General features: G+C 70.8%; 21 protein-coding genes. 12 read left to right on the top strand and 9 right to left on the bottom strand.

The window, feature by feature from the left end:
- The first annotated feature begins 71 nt into the window (after window positions 1-71).
- From ACWD4O_RS29385 to moaA, 3 genes are all read left to right on the top strand, one after another.
- Window positions 72-428 carry a DUF485 domain-containing protein gene (locus ACWD4O_RS29385; protein ID WP_351908298.1) on the top strand — a complete coding sequence of 119 codons (357 nt, stop codon included), beginning with the start codon at window positions 72-74 and terminating at the stop codon, window positions 426-428.
- Window positions 425-2,053 carry a solute symporter family protein gene (locus tag ACWD4O_RS29380; RefSeq protein WP_451284386.1) on the top strand — a complete coding sequence of 543 codons (1,629 nt, stop codon included), beginning with the start codon at window positions 425-427 and terminating at the stop codon, window positions 2,051-2,053. Before ACWD4O_RS29385 ends, ACWD4O_RS29380 begins: the two co-directional genes overlap by 4 nt.
- Window positions 2,054-2,213: 160 nt before the next feature.
- Window positions 2,214-3,203, top strand: a complete 990-nt coding sequence (moaA, locus tag ACWD4O_RS29375; RefSeq protein WP_451284385.1) for a GTP 3',8-cyclase MoaA — start codon at window positions 2,214-2,216, stop codon at window positions 3,201-3,203.
- Here the strand turns inward: moaA and ACWD4O_RS29370 are convergent.
- Window positions 3,200-3,421 carry a hypothetical protein gene (locus ACWD4O_RS29370; protein ID WP_450950693.1) on the bottom strand — a complete coding sequence of 74 codons (222 nt, stop codon included), beginning with the start codon at window positions 3,419-3,421 and terminating at the stop codon, window positions 3,200-3,202. The genes moaA and ACWD4O_RS29370 overlap by 4 nt on opposite strands.
- Before the next feature lie 197 nt (window positions 3,422-3,618).
- Window positions 3,619-4,035: a DUF3099 domain-containing protein gene (locus ACWD4O_RS29365; RefSeq protein ID WP_451284383.1), complete on the bottom strand. Its 417-nt coding sequence runs from the start codon at window positions 4,033-4,035 to the stop codon at window positions 3,619-3,621.
- 266 nt (window positions 4,036-4,301) lie between these two features.
- Here ACWD4O_RS29365 and ACWD4O_RS29360 point away from each other — a divergent pair, with 266 nt between their 5' ends.
- Window positions 4,302-4,580 (top strand): GlsB/YeaQ/YmgE family stress response membrane protein, encoded by a 279-nt coding sequence (locus ACWD4O_RS29360; RefSeq protein ID WP_450950694.1) that lies wholly within the window; start codon window positions 4,302-4,304, stop codon window positions 4,578-4,580.
- A 60-nt stretch (window positions 4,581-4,640) separates the two neighbouring features.
- Here ACWD4O_RS29360 and tyrS read toward each other — a convergent pair whose 3' ends face one another.
- Genes tyrS through ACWD4O_RS29345 form a run of 3 tightly spaced genes read right to left on the bottom strand, consistent with a single transcriptional unit; the run spans window position 4,641 to window position 8,865 of the window.
- A complete protein-coding gene (gene tyrS / locus ACWD4O_RS29355) occupies window positions 4,641-5,906 on the bottom strand; it encodes a tyrosine--tRNA ligase (RefSeq protein WP_451284381.1) in 1,266 nt (421 codons plus the stop codon).
- A 44-nt stretch (window positions 5,907-5,950) separates the two neighbouring features.
- The gene (locus ACWD4O_RS29350; RefSeq protein ID WP_450950696.1) at window positions 5,951-7,345 is read right to left on the bottom strand and encodes a metallopeptidase TldD-related protein; all 1,395 of its coding nucleotides are present in this window, start codon (window positions 7,343-7,345) and stop codon (window positions 5,951-5,953) included.
- On the bottom strand, window positions 7,342-8,865 hold the full coding sequence (locus ACWD4O_RS29345) for a TldD/PmbA family protein (RefSeq protein WP_451284379.1): 1,524 nt from the start codon (window positions 8,863-8,865) through the stop codon (window positions 7,342-7,344). Before ACWD4O_RS29345 ends, ACWD4O_RS29350 begins: the two co-directional genes overlap by 4 nt.
- 244 nt (window positions 8,866-9,109) lie before the next feature.
- Here ACWD4O_RS29345 and fabG point away from each other — a divergent pair, with 244 nt between their 5' ends.
- The 3 genes from fabG to ACWD4O_RS29330 all read left to right on the top strand — a co-directional run bounded on the left by fabG (window position 9,110) and on the right by ACWD4O_RS29330 (window position 11,118).
- The gene (fabG, locus tag ACWD4O_RS29340) at window positions 9,110-9,829 is read left to right on the top strand and encodes a 3-oxoacyl-[acyl-carrier-protein] reductase (protein ID WP_351908263.1); all 720 of its coding nucleotides are present in this window, start codon (window positions 9,110-9,112) and stop codon (window positions 9,827-9,829) included.
- Window positions 9,830-9,834: 5 nt separating this feature from the next.
- Window positions 9,835-10,602: an enoyl-ACP reductase FabI gene (fabI, locus tag ACWD4O_RS29335; protein ID WP_351908261.1), complete on the top strand. Its 768-nt coding sequence runs from the start codon at window positions 9,835-9,837 to the stop codon at window positions 10,600-10,602.
- A gap of 174 nt (window positions 10,603-10,776) precedes the next feature.
- Window positions 10,777-11,118: a hypothetical protein gene (locus ACWD4O_RS29330; RefSeq protein ID WP_451284376.1), complete on the top strand. Its 342-nt coding sequence runs from the start codon at window positions 10,777-10,779 to the stop codon at window positions 11,116-11,118.
- Here the strand turns inward: ACWD4O_RS29330 and ACWD4O_RS29325 are convergent.
- On the bottom strand, window positions 11,099-11,788 hold the full coding sequence (locus tag ACWD4O_RS29325) for a FadR/GntR family transcriptional regulator (protein WP_451284375.1): 690 nt from the start codon (window positions 11,786-11,788) through the stop codon (window positions 11,099-11,101). The genes ACWD4O_RS29330 and ACWD4O_RS29325 overlap by 20 nt on opposite strands.
- Window positions 11,789-11,858: 70 nt before the next feature.
- Between ACWD4O_RS29325 and ACWD4O_RS29320 the strand changes: the two genes are divergently transcribed.
- The 4 genes from ACWD4O_RS29320 (at window position 11,859) to ACWD4O_RS29305 (ending at window position 14,595) form a co-directional block, all read left to right on the top strand.
- Complete coding sequence (locus ACWD4O_RS29320) at window positions 11,859-13,340, top strand: MFS transporter (protein WP_451284373.1); 1,482 nt, start codon at window positions 11,859-11,861, stop codon at window positions 13,338-13,340.
- Window positions 13,341-13,461: 121 nt separating this feature from the next.
- Window positions 13,462-13,578 carry an SGM_5486 family transporter-associated protein gene (locus ACWD4O_RS29315; protein ID WP_105974872.1) on the top strand — a complete coding sequence of 39 codons (117 nt, stop codon included), beginning with the start codon at window positions 13,462-13,464 and terminating at the stop codon, window positions 13,576-13,578.
- A gap of 224 nt (window positions 13,579-13,802) precedes the next feature.
- Entirely contained in the window at window positions 13,803-14,009 is a 207-nt protein-coding gene (locus ACWD4O_RS29310) for a hypothetical protein (protein WP_351908252.1), read from the top strand.
- 67 nt (window positions 14,010-14,076) lie between these two features.
- Window positions 14,077-14,595 carry a SixA phosphatase family protein gene (locus ACWD4O_RS29305; RefSeq protein WP_451284370.1) on the top strand — a complete coding sequence of 173 codons (519 nt, stop codon included), beginning with the start codon at window positions 14,077-14,079 and terminating at the stop codon, window positions 14,593-14,595.
- A gap of 83 nt (window positions 14,596-14,678) precedes the next feature.
- Here the strand turns inward: ACWD4O_RS29305 and serB are convergent, their stop codons facing one another.
- Both serB and ACWD4O_RS29295 read right to left on the bottom strand, forming a co-directional pair.
- On the bottom strand, window positions 14,679-15,893 hold the full coding sequence (gene serB / locus ACWD4O_RS29300; protein WP_358806617.1) for a phosphoserine phosphatase SerB: 1,215 nt from the start codon (window positions 15,891-15,893) through the stop codon (window positions 14,679-14,681).
- Window positions 15,894-16,224: 331 nt separating this feature from the next.
- On the bottom strand, window positions 16,225-18,411 hold the full coding sequence (locus tag ACWD4O_RS29295; RefSeq protein WP_451284368.1) for a streptophobe family protein: 2,187 nt from the start codon (window positions 18,409-18,411) through the stop codon (window positions 16,225-16,227).
- A 245-nt stretch (window positions 18,412-18,656) separates the two neighbouring features.
- On the opposite strand from ACWD4O_RS29295, the gene ACWD4O_RS29290 reads away from it, so the two are divergent.
- Window positions 18,657-21,161, top strand: a complete 2,505-nt coding sequence (locus ACWD4O_RS29290) for an FHA domain-containing protein (RefSeq protein WP_451284366.1) — start codon at window positions 18,657-18,659, stop codon at window positions 21,159-21,161.
- Between the two features lie 93 nt (window positions 21,162-21,254).
- Here the strand turns inward: ACWD4O_RS29290 and ACWD4O_RS29285 are convergent, their stop codons facing one another.
- A complete protein-coding gene (locus tag ACWD4O_RS29285) occupies window positions 21,255-21,998 on the bottom strand; it encodes a transglycosylase SLT domain-containing protein (RefSeq protein ID WP_451284364.1) in 744 nt (247 codons plus the stop codon).
- Window positions 21,999-22,116 lie beyond the last annotated feature (118 nt).

The following is a 22,116-nucleotide window of genomic DNA, read 5'->3' as shown; positions in this document are numbered from 1 at the left end:
CCCTTGTGCAGGGAGCCCGTGCACGATCGAGCCCCCGCCCGACCCGCCACCTGCAAGCACGAGGAGACTCCGTGGCCACCGAGACACCGCCCCCTTCGAAAGCCCCTACCCAACTCCCCTCCAGCGAGGAGTTCGTCGCGGTGCAGGAGAGCGCGGAGTTCGGTGAACTGCGCGGCGCCTACCGTGGCTTCGCCTTCCCGCTGACCATCGCCTTCATCGCCTGGTACCTGCTGTACGTCCTGCTGTCCAACTACGCGGGCGATTTCATGGGCACCAAGCTCTTCGGCAACATCAACGTGGCCCTCGCCCTGGGCCTCGGCCAGTTCCTCACCACGTTCCTCATCGCCTGGTGGTACGCACGGACCGCCGCCGCCAAGTTCGACCCCAAGGCCGAAGCCATCAAGTCCCGGATGGAGGGCGGCGCATGAGCCCCGCACAGCACACCACCCTGCTCGCCGCCGGTGAGGCCAGCGAGCACCGCACACTGATCATCACACTGTTCGCGGTGTTCGTCCTGGCGACCCTCGTCATCACCGTCTGGGCCGGCCGCCAGACCAAGGACGCCGCCGACTTCTACGCCGGCGGCCGCCAGTTCACCGGCTTCCAGAACGGCCTCGCCGTCTCCGGCGACTACATGTCCGCCGCGTCCTTCCTCGGCATCGCCGGCGCCATCGCCCTCTTCGGCTACGACGGCTTCCTGTACTCCATCGGCTTCCTCGTCGCCTGGCTGGTCGCCCTGCTCCTGGTCGCCGAGCCGCTGCGCAACTCCGGCCGCTACACGATGGGCGACGTGCTGGCGTACCGCATGCGCCAGCGCCCCGTCCGCACGGCCGCCGGCACCTCCACCATCGTCGTCTCGATCTTCTACCTGCTGGCCCAGATGGCGGGCGCGGGCGTGCTGGTCTCGCTCCTGCTCGGCATCACCAGCGACGGCGGCAAGGTCGGCATCGTCGCCCTGGTCGGCGTCCTGATGATCGTCTACGTGACGATCGGCGGCATGAAGGGCACCACCTGGGTCCAGATGGTCAAGGCGGTCCTGCTCATCGCAGGCGCCCTGCTGCTCACCTTCCTGGTCCTGCTGAAGTTCGACTTCAACGTCTCGGATCTGCTCGGCTCGGCCGCCTCCAACAGCGGCAAGGGCACAGCCTTCCTGGAGCCCGGCCTGAAGTACGGCGCCACCGGCACCACCAAGCTGGACTTCATCTCCCTCGGCATCGCCCTCGTCCTGGGCACCGCGGGCCTGCCGCACATCCTGATCCGCTTCTACACCGTGCCCACCGCCAAGGCCGCCCGTAAGTCGGTCATCTGGGCCATCGGCCTGATCGGCGCCTTCTACCTGATGACCCTCGCCCTCGGCTTCGGCGCCGCCGCCCTCATCAAGCCGGACGAGATCATCGCCTCCAACAAGGCCGGCAACACGGCCGCACCGCTCCTCGCCCTGCACCTCGGCGGCGTCGACTCCAACTGGGGCGCGATCCTGCTGGCCACCATCTCGGCGGTCGCCTTCGCCACCATCCTCGCGGTCGTCGCCGGCCTCACCCTGGCGTCGTCCTCGTCCTTCGCGCACGACATCTACGCGAACGTCATCAAGAAGGGCCAGGCCTCCGAGAAGCAGGAGATCAACGCCGCCCGCTACGCCACCGTCGGCATCGGCGCCGTCTCCATCCTGCTGGGCGCCCTCGCCCGTGACCTGAACGTCGCCGGCCTGGTCGCGCTCGCCTTCGCGGTCGCCGCCTCGGCCAACCTGCCGACGATCCTCTACAGCCTCTTCTGGAAGCGGTTCACCACCTCCGGGGCCCTCTGGTCGATCTACGGCGGCCTGGTCACCGCGGTCGGCCTGGTGCTGTTCTCGCCGGTCGTCTCGGGCAAGCCCTCCTCGATGTTCCCGGACGTCGACTTCCACTGGTTCCCGCTGGAGAACCCCGGCATCATCTCGATCCCGGTCGGCTTCCTGCTGGGCGTCGTCGGCACCCTGCTGTCGAAGGAGGAGCCCGACACGAAGAAGTTCGCCGAGCTGGAGGTCCGTTCCCTCACCGGCACCGGAGCCCACTGAGCACCCACCTGCCACGCTCCCCCCGCGGCCGCGTCGTAGATCCCTACGACGCGGCCGCGTCTTGCCTCGTGGGATCGGGCTCTTTCGTTGTCAGTGGTGTCACGTAGGCTCGCAAGTGACGGAGAACGACAAGCGATCTGCTGCGAGGGAGGGGGCCCACGTGCTCATCGACACCTACGGCCGAGTGGCCACCGACCTGAGAGTCTCGCTGACCGACCGGTGCAACCTGCGCTGTACCTACTGCATGCCCGAGGAGGGCCTGCAGTGGCTGGCCAAGCCCGACCTCCTCACGGACGACGAGATCGTCCGCCTGATCGACATAGCGGTCTCCACGCTCGGCATCGAGGAGGTCCGCTTCACGGGCGGCGAGCCCCTGCTGCGCCCCGGCCTGGTCGGCATCGTCGAGCGCGTCGCGGCCCTCACCCCCCGCCCCCAGATGTCGCTGACGACGAACGGCATCGGCCTGCGCCGCACCGCCGCCGCCCTGCAGGCGGCGGGCCTGGACCGGGTCAACGTCTCCCTCGACACCCTGCGCCCGGACGTCTTCAAGAGGCTCACCCGCCGCGACCGCCACAAGGACGTCCTCGAAGGCCTCGAAGCCGCCCGTGAAGCCGGCCTCATCCCGGTGAAGGTCAACTCCGTCCTGATGCCGGGCCTGAACGAGGACGAAGCCCCGGACCTCCTGGCCTGGGCCGTGGAGAACGACTACGAGCTGCGCTTCATCGAGCAGATGCCGCTGGACGCGCAGCACGGCTGGAAGCGCGAGGGCATGGTCACGGCCGGCGACATCCTGGCCTCCCTGCGCACCCGCTTCGACCTCACCCCCGAGGGCCGGGACGAACGAGGCTCGGCCCCGGCCGAACGCTGGCTGGTGGACGGCGGCCCCCACCGCGTGGGCGTCATCGCCTCCGTCACCCGACCGTTCTGCGCCGCCTGCGACCGCACCCGGCTCACGGCCGACGGCCAGATCCGCACCTGCCTCTTCGCCCGCGAGGAGACCGACCTGCGAGCGGCCCTGCGCTCCGACGCACCCGACGAGGAGATAGCCCGCATCTGGCGCCTGGCGATGTGGGGCAAGAAAGCGGGTTCGGGCCTGGACGACCCGAGCTTCCTCCAGCCGGACCGACCGATGTCGGCGATCGGCGGCTAGCCCTGCGTCTGAGACGCCTCCCACTCCGGCAGCGGGACGACGTCCTTCAGGAAACCCCGTACTCCGAGGAACTGGGACAGATGCTCCCGGTGCTCCTCGCACGCCAACCAGGTCTTGCGCCGCTCCGGCGTGTGGATCTTCGGGTTGTTCCAGGCGAGCACCCACACGGCGTCGACGCGGCAGCCCTTGGCGGAGCAGATGGGGGTCTCGTCAGTCACAGAACCGTCTCACGTGTGCGCACAAAAGGCGACGCCGAGCAGCCACGGGGGGAGCTGCCCGGCGTCGGTCCGTCGCTCCGACGGGGGATGCGGAGCGCGTACGAAGTATGTCACGGCCGAGCGCTCCCACGGCACTGGAACAACATGATTGATCTGAGCTTTTCCTGAGCTTGGCGCACAGCCTGTTCAGGGCGGGTTCATGGCTTCCGCTCGGTCTGACCGGGCACGGATTCCTCCCGGACGGATTCCGCGAAGCCTTCCTTTTCCGTCCCTCCCGGGACGGATTCCGCGGCGTCGTCGAAGGCCCGCGGCGGCGCGATCATGGTCCGCACCGGCGCCTTCAGGAACGTCGAGGGAAGCGAAGGCACGTTCTCCCGCCCCGCGTTGGCGATCACCACGGAGATATAGGGGAGAACCACGCCCAGGACCAACGCCACGACGGCCACGTGCCGTTCCACGTTCCACAAGGTCGCCGCGAGGATCACCGACAACGTACGGATCGACATGGAGATGATGTACCGCCGTTGCCGGCCCCGTACATCGTCCTGGAGCCCCTGGCGCGCACCGGTGATCCGGAACACCTCGACGTGCCCGCCGCCACCCTGCTTCCGCATCACATTCCACCGTCCGCCCGCATCGGCCTCGCCTCGGCCACTCCGTCGTCCGCACCCGATCGGGGATCCGGGTCCGGACACCGTCCACGTTACGCCGCGCCTGCGCCGCCTTCGAGACCGGGTGGTCTCCCGTCCGGGCGAAGGCTCTGCGCCGTCCCGCGTACGGCCGTACCCGACGTGCGGCGTACGGCGGGCGGACCGAGACTCAAGGGCAATGCTCACGTCGAGCAGGGCCATGCTCACGTCGAGCGTACGAGGAGGCAGTCATGGGCTGGTTGTGGGCGATCATCGTGGGATTCGTGCTGGGTCTGATCGCCAAGGCGATCATCCCGGGCAAGCAGCACAGCCCGCTCTGGCTGACCACCATCTTCGGCATGCTGGGCGCGATCGTGGGCAACGCGATCGCCCGTGGCTTCGGCGTGGAGGCCACCTCGGGCATCGACTGGTGGCGCCACTTCTTCCAGCTCGTCGCCGCGATCATCATCGTCGCCCTCGGCGACATGGTCTACATGGCGACGCTGGGCAAGCGGAAGCAACAGGCCTGAGAACGGGCTCGGCCGCGGGCCGGCCTCCGTCAGGAGGTCACCCCGCGGCCGCTCCGCAGGTCAGCCCGTGAACTCGACCGCCGCCAGGTTTTTCTTCCCCCGCCGCAGCACCAGCCACCGCCCGTGGATGAGCTCCTCCTTCGCCGGGACGGAGTCCTCCGCGGTGACCTTGACGTTGTTCACGTAGGCCCCGCCCTCCTTCACGGTCCGCCGCGCGGCGGACTTGCTCGCCACCAGGCCGACCTCGGCGAACAGGTCCACGACGAGGCCGAGCTCGGTGACCTGGACGTGCGGCACCTCGGAGAGGGCCGCGGCCAGCGTCCGGTCGTCGAGGTCGCCGAGCTCGCCCTGGCCGAAGAGGGCCTTGGACGCGGCGATCACGGCGGCCGTCTGGTCGGCGCCGTGCACCAGCGTCGTCAGCTCCTCGGCCAGCGCGCGCTGAGCGGCACGGGCCTGCGGACGCTCCTCGGTCTGCTGCTCCAGCTCCTCGAGTTCCGAACGGGACCGGAAGGACAGGATCCGCATGTACGTCGAGATGTCCCGGTCGTCCACGTTCAGCCAGAACTGGTAGAACGCGTACGGCGTCGTCATCTCCGGGTCGAGCCAGACGGCGCCGCCCTCGGTCTTGCCGAACTTGGTGCCGTCCGCCTTCACCATCAGCGGCGTCGCCAGGCAGTGCGCCTCGGCCTCCGGCTCCAGCCGGTGGATCAGGTCGAGGCCCGCCGTGAGGTTGCCCCACTGGTCGCTGCCGCCCTGCTGCAGCGTGCAGCCGTACCTGCGGTACAGCTCCAGGAAGTCCATGCCCTGGAGCAGCTGGTAGCTGAACTCCGTGTAGCTGATGCCCTCCTGGGACTCCAGACGCCGGGCGACGGAGTCCTTGGTGAGCATCTTGTTGACGCGGAAGTGCTTGCCGATGTCACGCAGGAACTCGATGGCCGACAGCCCGGCCGTCCAGTCCAGGTTGTTCACCATCACCGCGGCGTTCTCGCCCTCGAAGGACAGGAACGGCTCGATCTGCGCCCGCAGCCGCGTCACCCAGTTCGCGACCGTCTCCGGGTCGTTCAGCGTCCGCTCCGCCGTCGGGCGCGGGTCGCCGATCTGGCCGGTCGCCCCGCCCACCAGGGCCAGCGGACGCAGGCCCGCCTGCTGCAGCCGACGCATGGTGAGGACCTGCACCAGGTGGCCGACGTGCAGACTGGCCGCCGTCGGGTCGAAACCGCAATAGAACGTGACGGGACCGTCCGCGAGCGCCTTGCGCAAAGCGTCCTCGTCGGTGGACAGGGCCCACAGCCCCCGCCACTTCAGCTCGTCGACGATGTCCGTCACGGTTCTCTTGTCTCCTTGAGTGGTCTCGTGAATCGAGTACGAGGTTATACGCCCTGACTGACAGAGCTCATATTGAAGTCCGGCACCCTCAGCGCGGGCATAGCAGCCCTGGTGAACCAGTCGCTCCACTCCCGGGGCAGCGTCTTCTCGGTGCGCCCCGCCTCCGTCGCCCGCCCCAGCAGGCCGACCGGCGACTCGTTGAACCGGAAGTTGTTCACCTCGCCGACGACCTCGCCGTCCTCGACGAGATAGACGCCGTCCCGGGTCAGGCCGGTCAGCAGCAGGGTCGCCGGATCGACCTCGCGGATGTACCACAGGCAGGTCAGCAGCAGCCCCCGCCCGGTGTTCGCGACCATCTCCTCCAGGGAGCGGTCGTCGCCGCCGTCCAGGATCAGGTTGTCGGTCCCGGGAGCCACCGGCAGGCCGGTCAGCGCGGCGCTGTGCCGGGTGGTCGTCAGCTGCTTCAGCTGCCCCTCGCCGATCCACTCGGTGGACCGCACCGGCAGCCCGTTGTCGAACACCGACTGATCGCCGCCGGAGGAGTGCGCGATGACGAACGGCGCCGACTCCAGGCCCGGCTCGTTCGGGTCGCTGCGCAGGCTCAGCGGCAGGTCGGTCAGCTTCTCGCCGAGCCGGGTGCCGCCGCCGGGCTTGGAGAACACCGTCCGGCCCTCGGTCGCGTCCCGGCCCGAGGCCGACCAGATCTGGTAGATCAGCAGGTCGGCCACCGCGGTCGGCGGCAGCAGCGTCTCGTACCGCCCGGCGGGCAGCTCGATCCGTCGCTCCGCCCAGCCCAGACGGACGGCGAGCTCGGCGTCCAGCGAGGCCGGGTCGACGTCCTTGAAGTCCCGGGTCGAGCGCCCCGCCCACGCCGAGCGCGTACGGTCCGGGGACTTGGCGTTGAGCTCCAGCGTTCCGTTCGGCTGGTCGTGCCGCAGCCGCAGCCCGGTCGACGTGCCCAGGTACGTCGAGACCAGCTCGTGGTTGGCGAACCCGTACAGCTCACGGCCGCCCGCACGCGCGCGTGCGAACGCCTCGCCCAAAGCGGGCGCGAAGTCGGCGAACACGGCGGACGACGTCTCCGCGGGCGCCTCCGTGAACTCGGGGGACGGCGCCACGCCCGTGACCAGCGGCTGCGCGTCCTCGGCGGGGGCCGCACCGCGCGCGGCGGCCTCGGCGGCCCGCACGAGGGGCTCCAGCTCGTCCGGAGTCACGGCGGACCGCGAGACGACCCCGGAGGCGGTGCCCTCCTTGCCGTCGACCGTCGCGATCACGGTGAGCGTGCGCCCGCGCGTGACGCCGTTGGTGGTGAGCGCATTGCCGGCCCAGCGCAGGTTCGCCGTCGACTGCTCGTCGGCGATGACGACACAGCCGTCGGCCCGCGACAGCTCGAGGGCGCGCTCGACGACCTCGTGCGGCTTGGTGGTACGAGCGCTCATCGACCGGCCTCCTGCGTGGTGTTGAGGATGTTGACGCCCTTGAACAGGGCCGACGGGCAGCCGTGCGAGACGGCCGCGACCTGCCCGGGCTGGGCCTTGCCGCAGTTGAAGGCGCCGCCGAGGACGTACGTCTGCGGACCGCCCACCGCCGCCATCGAGCCCCAGAAGTCGGTCGTCGTCGCCTGGTAGGCCACGTCCCGCAACTGCCCGGTGATCCGCCCGTTCTCGATCCGGAAGAAGCGCTGTCCGGTGAACTGGAAGTTGTAGCGCTGCATGTCGATGGACCAGGACCGGTCGCCGACGACATAGATGCCCCGGTCGACGCTCCCGATGAGCCCCTCGGTCGACATGCCCGCCGGATCCGGCCGCAACGACACGTTGGCCATCCGCTGCACCGGCACATGACCGGGGGAGTCGGCGAAGGCGCAGCCGTTGGACCGCTCGAACCCGGTCAGCTTCGCGATCCGCCGGTCCAGCTGGTAGCCGACGAGCGTGCCGTCCTTCACCAGGTCCCAGGACTGGCCCGCGACGCCCTCGTCGTCGTAGCCGACGGTCGCCAGGCCGTGCTCGGCGGTGCGGTCGCCCGTGACGTTCATCAGGTCCGAGCCGTAGCGCAACTTGCCGAGCTGGTCGAACGTGGCGAAGGAGGTGCCGGCGTAGGCGGCCTCGTAGCCGAGGGCGCGGTCCAGCTCGGTGGCGTGGCCGATGGACTCGTGGATGGTCAGCCACAGGTTGGACGGGTCGACGACCAGGTCGTACAGCCCCGGCTCGACGCTCGGCGCCCGCATCTTCTCGGCGAGCAGCTCCGGGATCCGGTCGAGTTCGTCGTCCCAGTCCCACCCGGTGCCGGTGAGGTACTCCCAGCCGCGCCCGACGGGCGGCGCGATCGTGCGCATCGAGTCGAACTCGCCGCTGGACTCGTCGACCGACACCGCGTTGAGCGTCGGGTGCAGCCGCACCCGCTGCTGGGTGGTCACCGTCCCGGCCGTGTCGGCATAGAACTTGTTCTCGTGGACGGTGAGCAGCGAGGCGTCCACATGGTTGATCCCGTTGGCCGCCAGCAGCCGGGCGCTCCAGTCCGCGAGCAGCGCCGCCTTGTCCGCGTCGGGCACGGTGAACGGGTCGATCTCGTACGACGAGACCCACGTCTGCTCGGCGTGCACCGGCTCATCGGCCAGCTCCACCCTCTCGTCCGAGCCGGCCGCCTTGATGACCTGCGCGGAGAGCTTGGCCATCGCCACGGCCTGCGAGGCGACCTTGGCCGCGGCGTCCATCGTCAGATCCACGCCGGACGCGAACCCCCATGTGCCGCCGTGCACCACCCGTACCGCGTACCCGAGATCCGTCGTGTCGGACGACCCGGAGGGCTTGGCGTCCCGCAGTCGCCAGGACGCGCTGCGCACCCGCTCGAACCGGAAGTCCGCATGATCCGCCCCGAGCGCACGCGCGCGTGCGAGAGCGGCGTCGGCGAGGGCGCGTAGGGGTAGGGCCGTGAAACTTTCATCGATGCTGTGGGGCACCTACGTCTCTCCCTGGTGTCGTCGCGTGTGAAGGCACCGATCATGTCGCGCCCGGCGGCCCCCGGACCACACCTTTCCGCCCCGCGTCCGCAAACTTTCTGTAGGGACCCCACAGACACTCCCGGGAGCCACTGTCGGTGCCCGAATGTCCGTGACCTGAATCGGACCGATAGGTTTCGAGGGAAGCCGCCTGCCATCCAGTGCTCGGGCGGGTGTTTCAGATCCCTACCGAAAGGGTGATCCGTTGAGCCGCTCGGTTCTCGTCACCGGAGGAAACCGGGGCATCGGCCTCGCCATCGCCCGCGCGTTCGTCGACGCCGGCGACAAGGTCGCGATCACATACCGCTCGGGTGAGCCGCCGGCCGCCCTGACGGAGCTGGGCTGCCTGGCGGTCAAGTGCGACATCACCGACGCCGAGCAGGTGGAGCAGGCCTACAAGGAGATCGAGGCCGAGCACGGCACGGTCGAGGTCCTGATCGCCAACGCCGGCATCACCAAGGACCAGCTGCTGATGCGGATGTCCGAGGAGGACTTCACCTCGGTCATCGACACCAACCTCACCGGCACCTTCCGGGTGGTCAAGCGCGCCAACCGCGGCATGCTGCGCGCCAGGAAGGGCCGCGTCGTCCTGATCTCCTCGGTCGTCGGCCTGTTCGGCGGCCCCGGCCAGGCGAACTACGCCGCCTCGAAGGCCGGTCTGGTCGGCTTCGCGCGCTCCCTCGCCCGTGAGCTCGGCTCGCGCAACATCACCTTCAACGTCGTCGCGCCCGGCTTCGTGGACACCGACATGACCAAGGTGCTCACCGACGAGCAGCGCGAGGGCATCGTGAAGCAGGTGCCGCTCGGTCGTTACGCGCAGCCCGAGGAGGTCGCCGCGGCGGTGCGGTTCCTCGCCTCGGACGACGCCTCGTACATCACTGGAGCCGTCATTCCCGTTGACGGCGGACTGGGAATGGGTCACTGATCACCATGAGCGGAATTCTCGAGGGCAAGCGCGTCCTGATCACCGGTGTGCTGATGGAGTCCTCCATCGCCTTCCACACCGCCAAGCTGGCCCAGGAGCAGGGCGCCGAGATCATCCTGACCGCGTTCCCGCGGCCCACGCTGACCGAGCGCATCGCCAAGAAGCTGCCCAAGCCCACCAAGGTCATCGAGCTCGACGTCACCAACGACGAGCACCTCGGCCGGCTGGCCGACATCGTCGGCGAGGAGCTCGGCGGTCTCGACGGCGTCGTGCACTCCATCGGCTTCGCGCCGCAGGACGCGCTCGGCGGCAACTTCCTCAACACGCCCTTCGAGTCGGTCGCCACGGCCATGCACGTCTCGGCGTACTCCCTGAAGTCGCTCACCATGGCCTGCCTCCCGCTGATGCAGAACGGCGGCTCGGTCGTCGGCCTCACCTTCGACGCGCAGTACGCGTGGCCGCAGTACGACTGGATGGGCCCCGCCAAGGCCGCCCTGGAGGCCACGAGCCGCTACATGGCGCGCGACCTGGGCAAGCAGAACATCCGCTGCAACCTCATCTCGGCGGGCCCGATCGGTTCCATGGCCGCCAAGTCCATCCCGGGCTTCGGCGACCTGGCCGCCGTCTGGGACGAGCGTTCCCCGCTGGAGTGGGACCTCAAGGACCCCGAGCCGGCCGGCCGCGGTGTCGTCGCCCTGCTGAGCGACTGGTTCCCGAAGACCACGGGCGAGATCATCCACGTGGACGGCGGTCTGCACGCCATCGGAGCGTGACGCCGCCGCTGAGGCACTGAGTGTCGGGTGAGGGCCCGCGTCCGGTCGGACGCGGGCCCTCACCCATCACTCGTTCGGCCTATCTGGCCGGGCGGTGGACGGCTCCCACCAGGCACGCTGAAGTACGCGTTCACCACGCGCTTCCCTCCCCAGCTCTGCCGAGGAGGTTCCCTTGTGCGCCTGTTCCGTAGCCTCGTCCCAGTGACCGCTGCCGTCGCCCTCGTCCTCTGCCCGGCGTACGAGGCGCTTCCCCACACGCGCGTGGGGCACTCCGAGCACCCCGATCCGTTCGGCGCGGAGTGCCGCACCGGCATCGAGGGCTCCCGCGTCGTCGCCTACTGCCACAACCCGTACGTCGACATCGACCGGGTCCGTCTGCACATCGAGTGCGACCGCTGGTGGGACCTCGACACCGACGGCACCCCGGCCGACGCGGGCCCCGCCCAGACCGTACGGCTCACCGGCCGCTGCTGGAAGGAGGTCCGCTCGGCCTGGGTCAGTCACCAGAAGGTGTGAACCGTCCGGGCCGGCACAGCAACGGGTAGCCGGCCGCCTCCGCGGCGGCCGTCGCCGCGTCGCCCGCGCGGATCGCGTCCACCAGCCGCGAGTGGTCCATGTACGTCTCCGGCGTCAGCTCCGCGCCGACGTCCTCGCGCAGCCAGTCCCGCAGCACCTCGCCGAGATCCGCGTACATCGCCGTCATGACGTCGTTGTGGGAGGCCGCCACCACCGCCAGGTGGAACGTCGCGTCCGCCGCCACGAACGTCTCCGTGTCGCCCGACTCCCACGCCTCCTCGCGCCGCAGCAGGAGCGCGTCCAGCTGCTTGAGGTCCTTCTCCGTCCGCCGCCCGGCCGCCAGCTTCGCCGCGCTCGACTCCAGCGTGGCGCGCAGTTCCGCGATGTGTCCGGGGTCGGCGTCGGCGAAGCGGCGGTGCATCACGCCCGCCAGCTCGCTGGTCGCCACGACGTAGGTGCCCGAGCCCTGCCGGATGTCCAGCAGCCCGTTGTGCGCGAGCGCGCGGACGGCCTCGCGGACCGTGTTGCGCGCGACGCCCAACTGCTCGACCAGCTCGGGCTCCGTGGGGATCCGCGAGCCGACCGGCCACTCGCCCGAGGTGATCTGGGTACGCAGCTCGGCGATGACCTGCTCGGACAACGCCGAGCGACGGGGATGGCTCAGGGGCATGGCACACCTTCGCACGGACGGGGCGCCGGATCCGCACCCGGACATGGACAACCAATCATCCCATGATTCTATGATGGGCGGCATGGTGAGCGAGCAGACCCGGACGACGACCACATCACCGCCCCTCCGCACCCCGGGCGAGGACGAGCCCCCGCGAGCGGTCACACACGCGTGGACGAGACGGCTGCTCGTGGTCGGCATCGTGCTGGCCGCCCTCAACCTCAGGCCCGCCATCACCAGCCTCGGCGCCCTTCTCGAAGAGGTCCGCGACGGGCTCGGCATGAGCGGCAGCGCGGCCGGGCTGCTCACCTCCGTGCCCCCGCTCTGCTTCGCCGTCTTCGGCGTCATGGCCCCTCGGCTCGCCCGCCGGTTCGGGCCGGGCGCGGTGGTCTGCGCGGGCATGGGCGCGATCGCCGCGGGACTGCTCGTCCGCCCCTACGTCGCGGGCACGGCCGGCTTCCTCGCCGCGAGCGCGCTCGCCCTCATGGGCATCGCCGTCAGCAACGTCCTGATGCCGGTCATCGTCAAGCGCCACTTCCCGGACCGGGTCGGCTCCATGACCGGCCTGTACTCGATGGCCCTCGCCCTCGGCACCGCCACCGCCGCCGCGATCACCGTGCCCATGACCGAGACCCTGGGCGGCAATTGGCGAACCGGCCTTGCGGTGTGGGCGGCCCTGGCGGCGGCGGCCGTCCTCCCGTGGCTGCTGCTCGCACGCGACCGGGGCGCGGGCGCGGGAGCGGACCCGGGCGCGGGCGCGGGCGTGGGCCGTGCGAGGACGGCGGACGAGCGGCCTGAGAGGCGGCCGGGGAAGCCTGCCGAGCAGGAGCGGCCGCAGGCGGGGGAGGAGTCCGCGACGCGCGCGGGAGGGCCGCGATCCGCCGCGCAGAACCACGCGCGTGGGGGACGGCCGTCCGCAGCACAGGCCCACGCGTACGTGCCGCGGCCGTCCGCCCCGCTGCGCATCACCCGCAGCCGTACCGCCTGGGCGCTCGCCGTCTTCTTCGGTCTCCAGGCCACCGCCGCCTACATCACCATGGGCTGGATGCCGCAGATCTTCCGGGACGCCGGAGTGCCCGCGAGCACGGCCGGACTGCTCCTCGCGGTGACGATGGCGATGGGCGTCCCCCTCGCCTTCGTCATACCGCGCGTCGCCACCCGGCTGCCGCAGCAGGGCCCCATCGTGCTCGCGCTCGGCGGCTGCGGCCTCGTCGGCTACGCCGGCCTGTACCTCGCGCCCGCCGGCGGCGCCTGGGCCTGGGCCCTGCTGCTCGGCGTCGCCAACTGCGCCTTTCCGCTCGCCCTCACGATGGTCGGGATGCGAGCCAGGACCGGTGTGGGCGTGGCCCAGCTGTCGGCCTTCGCGCAGAGCACCGGCTACCTGATCTCCATCCCCGGCCCGCTCCTGGTGGGGGTGCTCTACCAGCACAGCGGCGGCTGGGGCCTGCCCCTCGCGCTGATGGCGGCGCTGCTGGTCCCGCAGACGGTCGTGGGCGTCCTGGCCGGCCGCGACCGCACGGTGGAGGAGGAGGCCGCCCGCCGAACCCGATGACACCGCCGGCCCCGGTACACGGCCGACCCCGGTACACGGCCGGCCCCGGTACACGGCCGACCTCCGTGACGCCGTTGACCCCGGGGGAACCGTCGCGGACGCGGGGTGCGAGACTTGCCGTATGCCAGTGCTCGACCCGAACCCGCAGAACGGCCAGAAGAAGATGCTGCTCGTCTTCGGCTCGTTCTTCGCCATCTTCGTGATCATCGCCGTCATCGCGACCATCGCCTCCCCCTGACGGTCCGACCCGGTCCGGTCCGACCCGGTCCGGTCCGACCCGGCTCCAGGGGCGGGGTGGGGTTAACCCCCCTGTCCCCTAGGGGGCCAGGGTCAGGGTCAAGTGGGTGGAGCACCGGATGGGTTGAGGGCCGCCGGTTCCGTAACTTCGAAGGGTGACCGCGCGACGCGGATCACGCGCCACGGTCCACCGAACACGGACCACTCGAAGACAGCGGAGGCACCATGTCGGCCCCTACGCACACCCGGCCCCACCCGGCCACCCCGGGCGGCGTCGACATCCGGCTGCCCTGGTGGGCCCTCGCCCTCCCGACGCTCGGCTTCATCACCCTCCTCGTGCTGCTCCTGAACCCCGCCGACGCCCAGGCGGCCGCCGGCGACCCGGCGATCACCCACCTCGTCGAGCGCGTACAGCAGCTGATAGCACGCTAGAACCGCGGGTGAAACCGCATGTCAACTCCCTGCGCCCCATGGCCTGTTTCATGCGAAGCTGGGACTCATGAGCGTCGCAGAACCCCGCAGGATCGTCCTCTTCCGCCATGCGAAAGCCGACTGGCCTCAGGTGACCGACCACGAGCGTCCGCTCGCTGAGCGGGGCCGTAAGGACGCCGCCGTCGCCGGACGCAGGCTGACCGACACCGGCATCCCCATCGACCTGGCCCTGTGCTCCACCGCGGTCCGCACCCGGGAGACGTGGAAGCTCGCCGTCCAGGAGTTCCCGCAGCGGCCGAAAACCGTCTACGAGGAGCGGATCTACGAGGCCTCACCGGGCGAGCTGATCGCTTTGCTCAACGAGACGGCCGACGACGTGCACAACCTCGTCCTGATCGGACACAACCCGGGCATCCAGGGTCTCGCCGACATCGTCTCCGGCCAGGCCGAGGGCGACGCGGGGGAGCGCATGCAGCGCCGGGGCTTCCCGGCCGCCGCCTTCGTCGTCGTCTCCTTCGACGGCTCCTGGAAGTCCCTGGAACCGGGCGCGGCCACCCTGCTCGACTACTGGGCCCCCTCCGAGTAACCCACCCGGCACACACGAGGGCCCGGCGCCGCTGCGGTGCCGGGCCCTCGCAGTCCGTCCGAGCGGAGGCTTCCGAGCGGAGGCTACTGCTCGTCGTGCGTCTCCGCCGCCTCGACCTCTTCGCGGGTGATGCCCAGCAGGTACAGGACGGTGTCCAGGAACGGCACGTTCACCGCCGTGTGCGCCGCCTGCCGCACCACCGGCTTCGCGTTGAAGGCGACCCCGAGCCCCGCCGCGTTGAGCATGTCCAGGTCGTTTGCGCCGTCACCGATCGCCACGGTCTGCGAGAGCGGTACACCCGCCTCGGCGGCGAACCGGCGCAGCAGCCGTGCCTTGCCCGCCCGGTCCACGATCTCGCCGGTGACCCGGCCGGTCAGCTTGCCGTCGACGATCTCCAGCGTGTTGGCCTGGGCGAAGTCCAGCCCGAGCCGGTCCTGAAGATCGTCGGTGACCTGGGTGAAACCGCCGGAGACGACGCCCACCTGGTATCCGAGCCGCTTCAGCGTCCGGATCAGGGTGCGCGCCCCCGGAGTCAGCCGCACCTCGGTACGCACCTTGTCCACGACCGAGGCGTCCAGCCCCTCCAGCAGCGCCACGCGCGCGTGCAGCGACTGCTCGAAGTCCAGCTCACCGCGCATCGCGGCCGCCGTCACCTCGGCGACCTTGTCCTCGCAGCCCGCGTGCGCGGCGAAGAGCTCGATCACCTCGTCCTGGATGAGGGTGGAGTCGACGTCCATCACGACGAGCCGCTGGGCCCGCCGGTAGAGGCCCGCGTCCACCACGGCGATGTCCACGCCGAGCGCCGCCGCGGCCGTGACCAGGGCGGTGCGCAGGGGCGCGGCCTCCACACCGGAGACGGCGAACTCGACGGCGGTGACGGGATACTTGGCGAGCCGGAAGATACGGTCGATGTTGCCGCCGGCCTTCGTGATCTTCGCGGCGATCGATGCCGTGGCCTCGGCGGTGAGCGGATGCCCCAGCACGGTGACCAGCGACCGTCCGAGCCCACGTGGCCGGTTGTCGCCGATGCCGGAGATGATCTCCGCCTCCATCTTCATCGACTCGGCCCAGTTGTGGACCGTCGACCGCAGTTCCCCCTCGAGGCCGGCCGGCGGCTCGGTCACGAGCGCGCACAGCACCATCCGGCCTCGGGTGACGACCTGCTCGATGTCGACCACGTCGACGGAGTAGGCGGCGAGGGTGTCGAAGAGGCCGGCCGTGATGCCCGGCCTGTCCTTGCCGAAAATCTTGACTAGGAGAGTAGGGACGTCGGAGGACGAAGTCTGCAAAGCGCTCATGGTGTATCCACCGTATCCGGCACCCAGTGCCGATCGCCGCTCGGGGCCGCCTGACGGACAGGGAACACTCGATGTCAGAGAGGTGACGCGGACCTCAACAGACGGCCACGGGCCCTCACGGCCCTGTCCCCGCCCGGCTGGGCCCGGCCCGCTCACCACGATTCCTTCGTCCTCTCGGTCTCCTCGGCGAGGGGAATGCCCGGCGGGTGGCGACGGCCACGGCCCCCTTCTCCTCGGGCGGGGGGAGAGGAACTGCCGGCCGCCGCGGGCCCTCCTCGGGCTGGGCCGCCGACGAGCCCGGGCCCGGGCTCGGGCCGCCTCGGGTCGGCCCTCACCGTGATCCCTTCGGTCCCCTCGGCGTCCTCGGCGCGGGTGGGGGAGTCGGTGGCGGAGGCGGCGGGCCCTCCTCCGGGCCCGACGGCGGTCGCTCACCGGGGCGCGGGCCGGGGCGTGGACCCGCGGGCCGCCGCGGCGAGCGGGGAGGCGGTCCGATCGGCCGGACCACGGTCGGGGCGCCGTAGACGTCGTCCGGTCCGGGCGGCACGCCGGGCGGCCGCCCGCCCGTCGCCGGGGGATCGTCCCGCCGGGAGCTCTCGTACGACCTCGACGGCCCGGCCCGCCCGGCCGGCGGCGGCCCGGGCCGTGCGTCCTCCGCGTCCAGCAGCCCCTCCGGGAGGCGCAGGTACGGATTGGTCGCTGGATTCGGCGGCCGGTACGAGGCACTCGGCGCATACGGCCCGGTCCGCTCACCCGAGTCCCCCGAAGGCCGAGCGCCCCCACCGGAGGCGCCGACCGCCGTGCCTCCCGCGTCTCCCACGTCACCCCGTGCCAGTGGCGCCGCCCGCCCTCCGGCGGCTCCCGTGGCACAGGCCAGCAGGGCACCGGCGGCCCCGGCCCCCGCACCCCACACGGCGCCCAGCAGCAACGCCATGCCGAGCCGTCCCCGCAACTCGATCCCGGCACCGAACGCATCGAAGCCCAGCACGGACAGCGAGGCGTCCACGGACACCTCCGTCAGCCAGGCGATCAACGGCAACGCCAGGGCGGTCGCCACCCCCAGCCGCACGGCACACCGCCCCACGAACCCGGCGACCCAGGCCCCGCGCCCACCTGCGCCTCCTGCACCGACAGCCTCATCCACTCCGGAGGGTCCAGCTCCGCCCCCTGCACCCGCACTTCGTTCCGCCCCTGCGGTGGTCCCTGCACCCGCACGTCGTCCCGCCCCTGCCGTGGTCCCCGCAGGCGCCGCCGCCCCGCCGGGCCCGGCGACCCCCCCGGCCCCCGCAGTCCACCCAGTCCCTCCAGGCCCCCCGCCCGGCCCACCCCGCGCAGTCCCCTCGATCCCCTCGGTCCCCCCAGCCGTCCCGCGTCCCGCCGACCCCATCGTCCCCACCGGCGTCCGTACGGCCGCCATGACCCCCGCCAGCAGCATCATCAGTGCCGCCGCCACTCCCAGCAGCCACACCCGTCCGTCCAGCTCGGCCAGGCGGCCCAGCGTCACCGGCTGTTCGGTGCCGGCGCCGAGCAGGTCGTCCAGCGGGTCCGGGAGGAAGCTCGTCAGTGCGCCGGTCGCCCGACCGTCCCACGGGACGAACAGACCGATCGGGATGCCCAGCCAGACCCCGTTCGGCGCGCCGAGCAGCGCGGCGCCCGCGATCCGCTTGGGGTGGTCGTCGCCGATCGCCGCGTAGGCCCCCGCGGCGAACCCGGCCGCCACGGCCACCAGCAGCACGGTGACGACGGCGGACACGGCCGGCCGCACCACGCGGTGCACCGCCTCCCAGCCGCGCGGCAGCGGCGTGCGGCGCGAGGCCAGCAGGGCGATCAGCAGGATGCCGAGCGACCAGCCGAGGCCGCCGAGCAGTGTGGGCGCCGTGTCGACGGTGAAGCCGACCGCCGCCTTCGCGCCGACCAGGTCGCCGAGCCGGTCGGGCAGCAGCCCCCCGATGTCCCCGACGTCGCCGAGCCCGGGGATCTCCAGGCCGCCGCCCCCGCCCCCGCCCCCGCCGCCCCCGGGCAGGTCGTCCAGGCCCAGCGAGCCCCCGTCGAGCGTGATGACGTCGTGCCCCGCCCAGGCCAGTCCGCCGAGCATCGCCACGAACAGCGCGACCACCGCGCCGACGCGCGCGACGAGTTCGGCCGGGGCGATCACAACTCCCGCCGTGCGCAGGGACCGCAGGAAGAGCCACGACAGCAGCAGCGCACCCACCAGGCTCACCCCCAATGGCGTGATCTCGATGGCCGTGTTCGCCTCCGCGCCCGTCAGCCCGAACGCGGAAACGTCGCCGGACGGAGTCACCGAGCCGCCGGCCCCCAGTGCCACCGCCGCCGCCGTCATCGGGCCCAACGAGCCCACCGAGTCCGCTCCCAGCAGATGCAGCCCGAGTGCGGCCGTCCCCGCCATTCCGATCAACGCCCAGCTCACCGCGGCGATTGCGCCCAGGAGTACGTCCGTCCACGGCACGCCCCCACCGCGCGCCACGCTTCCACTGCCTTCGACACCTGTGCCGGCACTCATGCAGACCCCCCGATCCGCGGCGCGCAGCGGCGAAGATCGCCGCTTCCGTCCCCCTCGCGTGCGTTTACCACTCTCCGGCCGGGTTTCAACCCCGTCAACGGGAACGGCCGATACGCTCGCGCACGCTCTTCACAAGGCCCGACTTTCGGTCAGGGGGCCGCTACTGAAATAGTTCCCCCCGATGTTCGACATCCCTAGACTCCCCGTTGATGGGGCTATTCGGGGGACAACTCAGTGGGGCTGGAGTGCCGGAACTCGTACTGGAATTGAACGGACGCACCTGGACGCTCGATCCGTCCAGGCCATACACCCTCGGACGTGATCCGCAGGGGGACATCGTCCTCGACGACGCCAGGGTCTCCTGGCGCCACGCCACGGTCAGCTTCAACGGCCGCAGTTGGGTCATCGAGGACCACGGCAGCACCAACGGCACGTTCGCGCAGGGGCAGCGGATCCATCAACTGGAGATCGGCCCCGGCTCGGCGCTGCACCTGGGCAACGCGACCGACGGACCGCGGCTGAACCTGTCGGGAGCGCAGGCGCCCGCCGCGCAGCCCCAGCAGCCGTATGCGGCGCAGGCGGCGAACCCGGGCTGGGCCCAACAGGCCCCGCAGGCGCAACAGGCCCCGCAGGCCGGCTGGCAGCAGCCGCAGCAGGGGCAGCAGCCGCCGTCGATCCCGCAGCAGCAGGGCCCCGGCGTCGGCGCGGGGGCGCCGCCGGTCTACGGCGACCGCAGCCCCACCACGTTCCACCAGTTCTCCCTCGGCCGTGTGATGCGCATCGGCCGTGCCCTGGAGAACGAGCTGGTCGTCTCCGACCTGCAGGTCTCGCGCCATCACGCCGAGTTCCACTCGACGCCCGACGGCCGTATGGAGATCCGCGACCTCGGCTCGCACAACGGCACCTACGTCAACGGCCAGCCGATCCCCAAGGGCGGCTCGGTCCAGCTGGGCCCGACCGACATCGTCGGCGTCGGCCACTCGACGTTCCGGATCGTCGCCGACCGGCTCGAGGAGTTCGTCGACACCGGTGAGGTCTCCTTCTCGGCCCGCCATCTGACCGTCGAGGTCGACGGCGGCAAGCAGATCCTGAAGGACGTCTCGTTCGGCGTCCCGGAGAAGTCGCTGATCGCGGTCATCGGACCGTCGGGTTCCGGCAAGTCGACCCTGCTCAAGGCGCTGACGGGGTACCGGCCCGCCAACCAGGGCGATGTCCTCTACGACAACCGGAACCTCTACAAGCAGTTCGCCGAACTGCGCCAGCGCATCGGCCTGGTCCCGCAGGACGACATCCTGCACAAGGAACTGACCGTCAAGAAGGCCCTGAAGTACGCGGCCAAGCTCCGCTTCCCCGCCGACACCACGGCGGCCGAGCGCGACGCCCGCATCGACGAGGTGCTGCGCGAGCTGAAGCTGGACATCCACAAGGAGAAGAAGGTCACTTCGCTCTCCGGCGGCCAGCGCAAGCGCGTCTCGGTGGCTCTGGAGCTGCTCACCAAGCCGTCGCTGATCTTCCTGGACGAGCCGACCTCCGGCCTCGACCCGGGCATGGACCGCGATGTCATGCAGCTGCTGCGCGGCCTCGCCGACGACGGCCGCACGGTCCTGGTCGTCACCCACTCCGTGGCCGAGCTCGCGATCTGCGACAAGCTGCTCGTGATGGCGCCCGGCGGCAGCGTCGCCTACTTCGGCCCGCCCGAGGAGGCGCTGAACTTCTTCGGCTACGACACCTGGGCCGATGTCTTCTCCGCCTTCGAGAACTACCGCGACTACGACTGGGCGGGCCGCTGGAAGGGCTCGCAGCACTACCAGATGTACGCCGCGGACATCGACGCCATCGCGCCGCAGTCCGTACAGATGCCGCCGATGCAGGCGATGAGGCCACCGAAGCCGCAGGGCTGGATGTCCCAGTTCATCACGTTGGTGCGCCGCTATGTGTCGGTGATCGCGTCCGACAAGGGCTTCCTCGCTCTCACGGTGATCCTGCCGGTGGTCCTCGGCGCGGTCAGTCTGCTGATCGACTCCGGGAACAGCCTGCTGCCCAACCCGGTCAACCCGAAGAGCGGCCGGATCATCCCCAACGGCACCGCCACCACCGTTCTGCTGATCCTCGCGGTCGGCGCCTGCTTCGCGGGCGCGGCGAACTCCGTCCGTGAACTGATCAAGGAACGGGTCATCTACGAGCGGGAGCGGGCCACCGGCCTGTCGCGCTCGGCGTATCTGATGTCCAAGGTGTTCGTGCTCGGTCTGGTCACGGTGTTCCAGGGGCTGCTGGTCGGCGTCATCGGCTTCTCCAGCCGGGAGATCCCCACGGAGGGCCTGGTCTTCGGCAGCGCCACGCTGGTGGAGCTGTGCGTGCCGGTCATGGCGCTCGGCTTCACCTCGATGATGTTCGGCCTGGTCATCTCCTCGCTGGTGAAGACGGCCGAGAAGACCATGCCGCTGCTGGTCATGTTCGCGATCATCCAGGTCGTGTTCACCGGCTGCCTGTTCACCCTGAACGGCGCGGTCGGGGTCAACGAGTTCTCGTATCTGATGCCCTCGCGCTGGGCGGTCGCGGCGGCCGGCGCCACGCTGGACTTCAACAAGATCAGCCCGCCCAAGGACGGCGGCGAGACGGACCCGCTGTGGGAGCACACCGTCGGCGCCTGGGGCCTGGACATGGTCGCCCTGATCGCGATCGGCGTGGTCTGCGGCTTCTTCGTGGCCCGCTTCCTGCGCCGCCACGAGCCCGAGGTCATGCGCAAGTAGTCACGCGCACCGATCGGGCGGCGACGGCCGTACGACGCCGGAGGGCGGCACCCCTGACGTGGGGTGCCGCCCTCCGGCGTGTGCGACAGCTGCTCAGTACGCGCTGTTGACGTTGTCGATCGTGCCGTACTTGTCGGCGGCGTAGTTCGCGGCGGCCGTGATGTTGGCTACCGGGTCGTAGATGTTCCAGGACGTGCCGGAGACGTGGTAGGCCGCGAACGTGGGCGGGATCACCTGCAGCAGGCCCTTGGACGGGATGCCGTTGATGGCGTTGATGTCCCAGTCGTTGATCGCGTTCGGGTTGCCCGAGGACTCGCGCATGATGTTCTTGTGCAGGCCGTGGTAGCTGCCCGGGATGCCCTTGGACTTCATGATGTCCAGGGACTCCTTGATCCAGCCGTCGAGGTTGTTGGCGTAGCTCTTGGCGGCGACCTGCTTGACCACGGCGCGCTTGGCGGACCGGCTCGCGGCCTCCTTCGCCTTGCGCGCGGCCGCGGCCTTCTTCTCGGCGGCGGCCTCGGCGGCAGCCTTCTTCTTCGCAGCGGCGGCCTTCTCGGCGGCGGTCTTCGCCGCGGCGGCCTTCTTCTTCGCGGCGGCGTCCGCTGCGGCCTTCTTCTTGGCCTCGATGGCGTCGACCTTCACGCTCGCCCCGGCCAGCTGGTCGGTGACGCTGGCCTTGACGTCCTGCACCGGCTTGGAGCTGTAGGCGACCCGGGCCGAGGAGGCGGCGTCGGTGGTGGTCGTCTGCGCGTCGGCCGGCACCACGGAGAAGGCGAGGGCTGCGGTGCCGAGGGTGGCAGCAGCGGCGATCGCGATCTTGTGAGTGTTCTTGGGCATGGCGGAAGGACCTCTTCGAATAGCGCGGAGGTCGCTCACTTCGTCCGACGGCGGACAGCGGGTGCTTTCGGCAGGAACGCCGCGGGGGGAACCCCACGGCGCTGAGCGACGAGAGCAA

This window comes from Streptomyces sp. NPDC002623 (genome assembly GCF_053592635.1).
The sequence above is the reverse complement of the archived record's forward strand: the minus strand, read 5'-3'. Positions and strand labels throughout refer to the sequence as shown.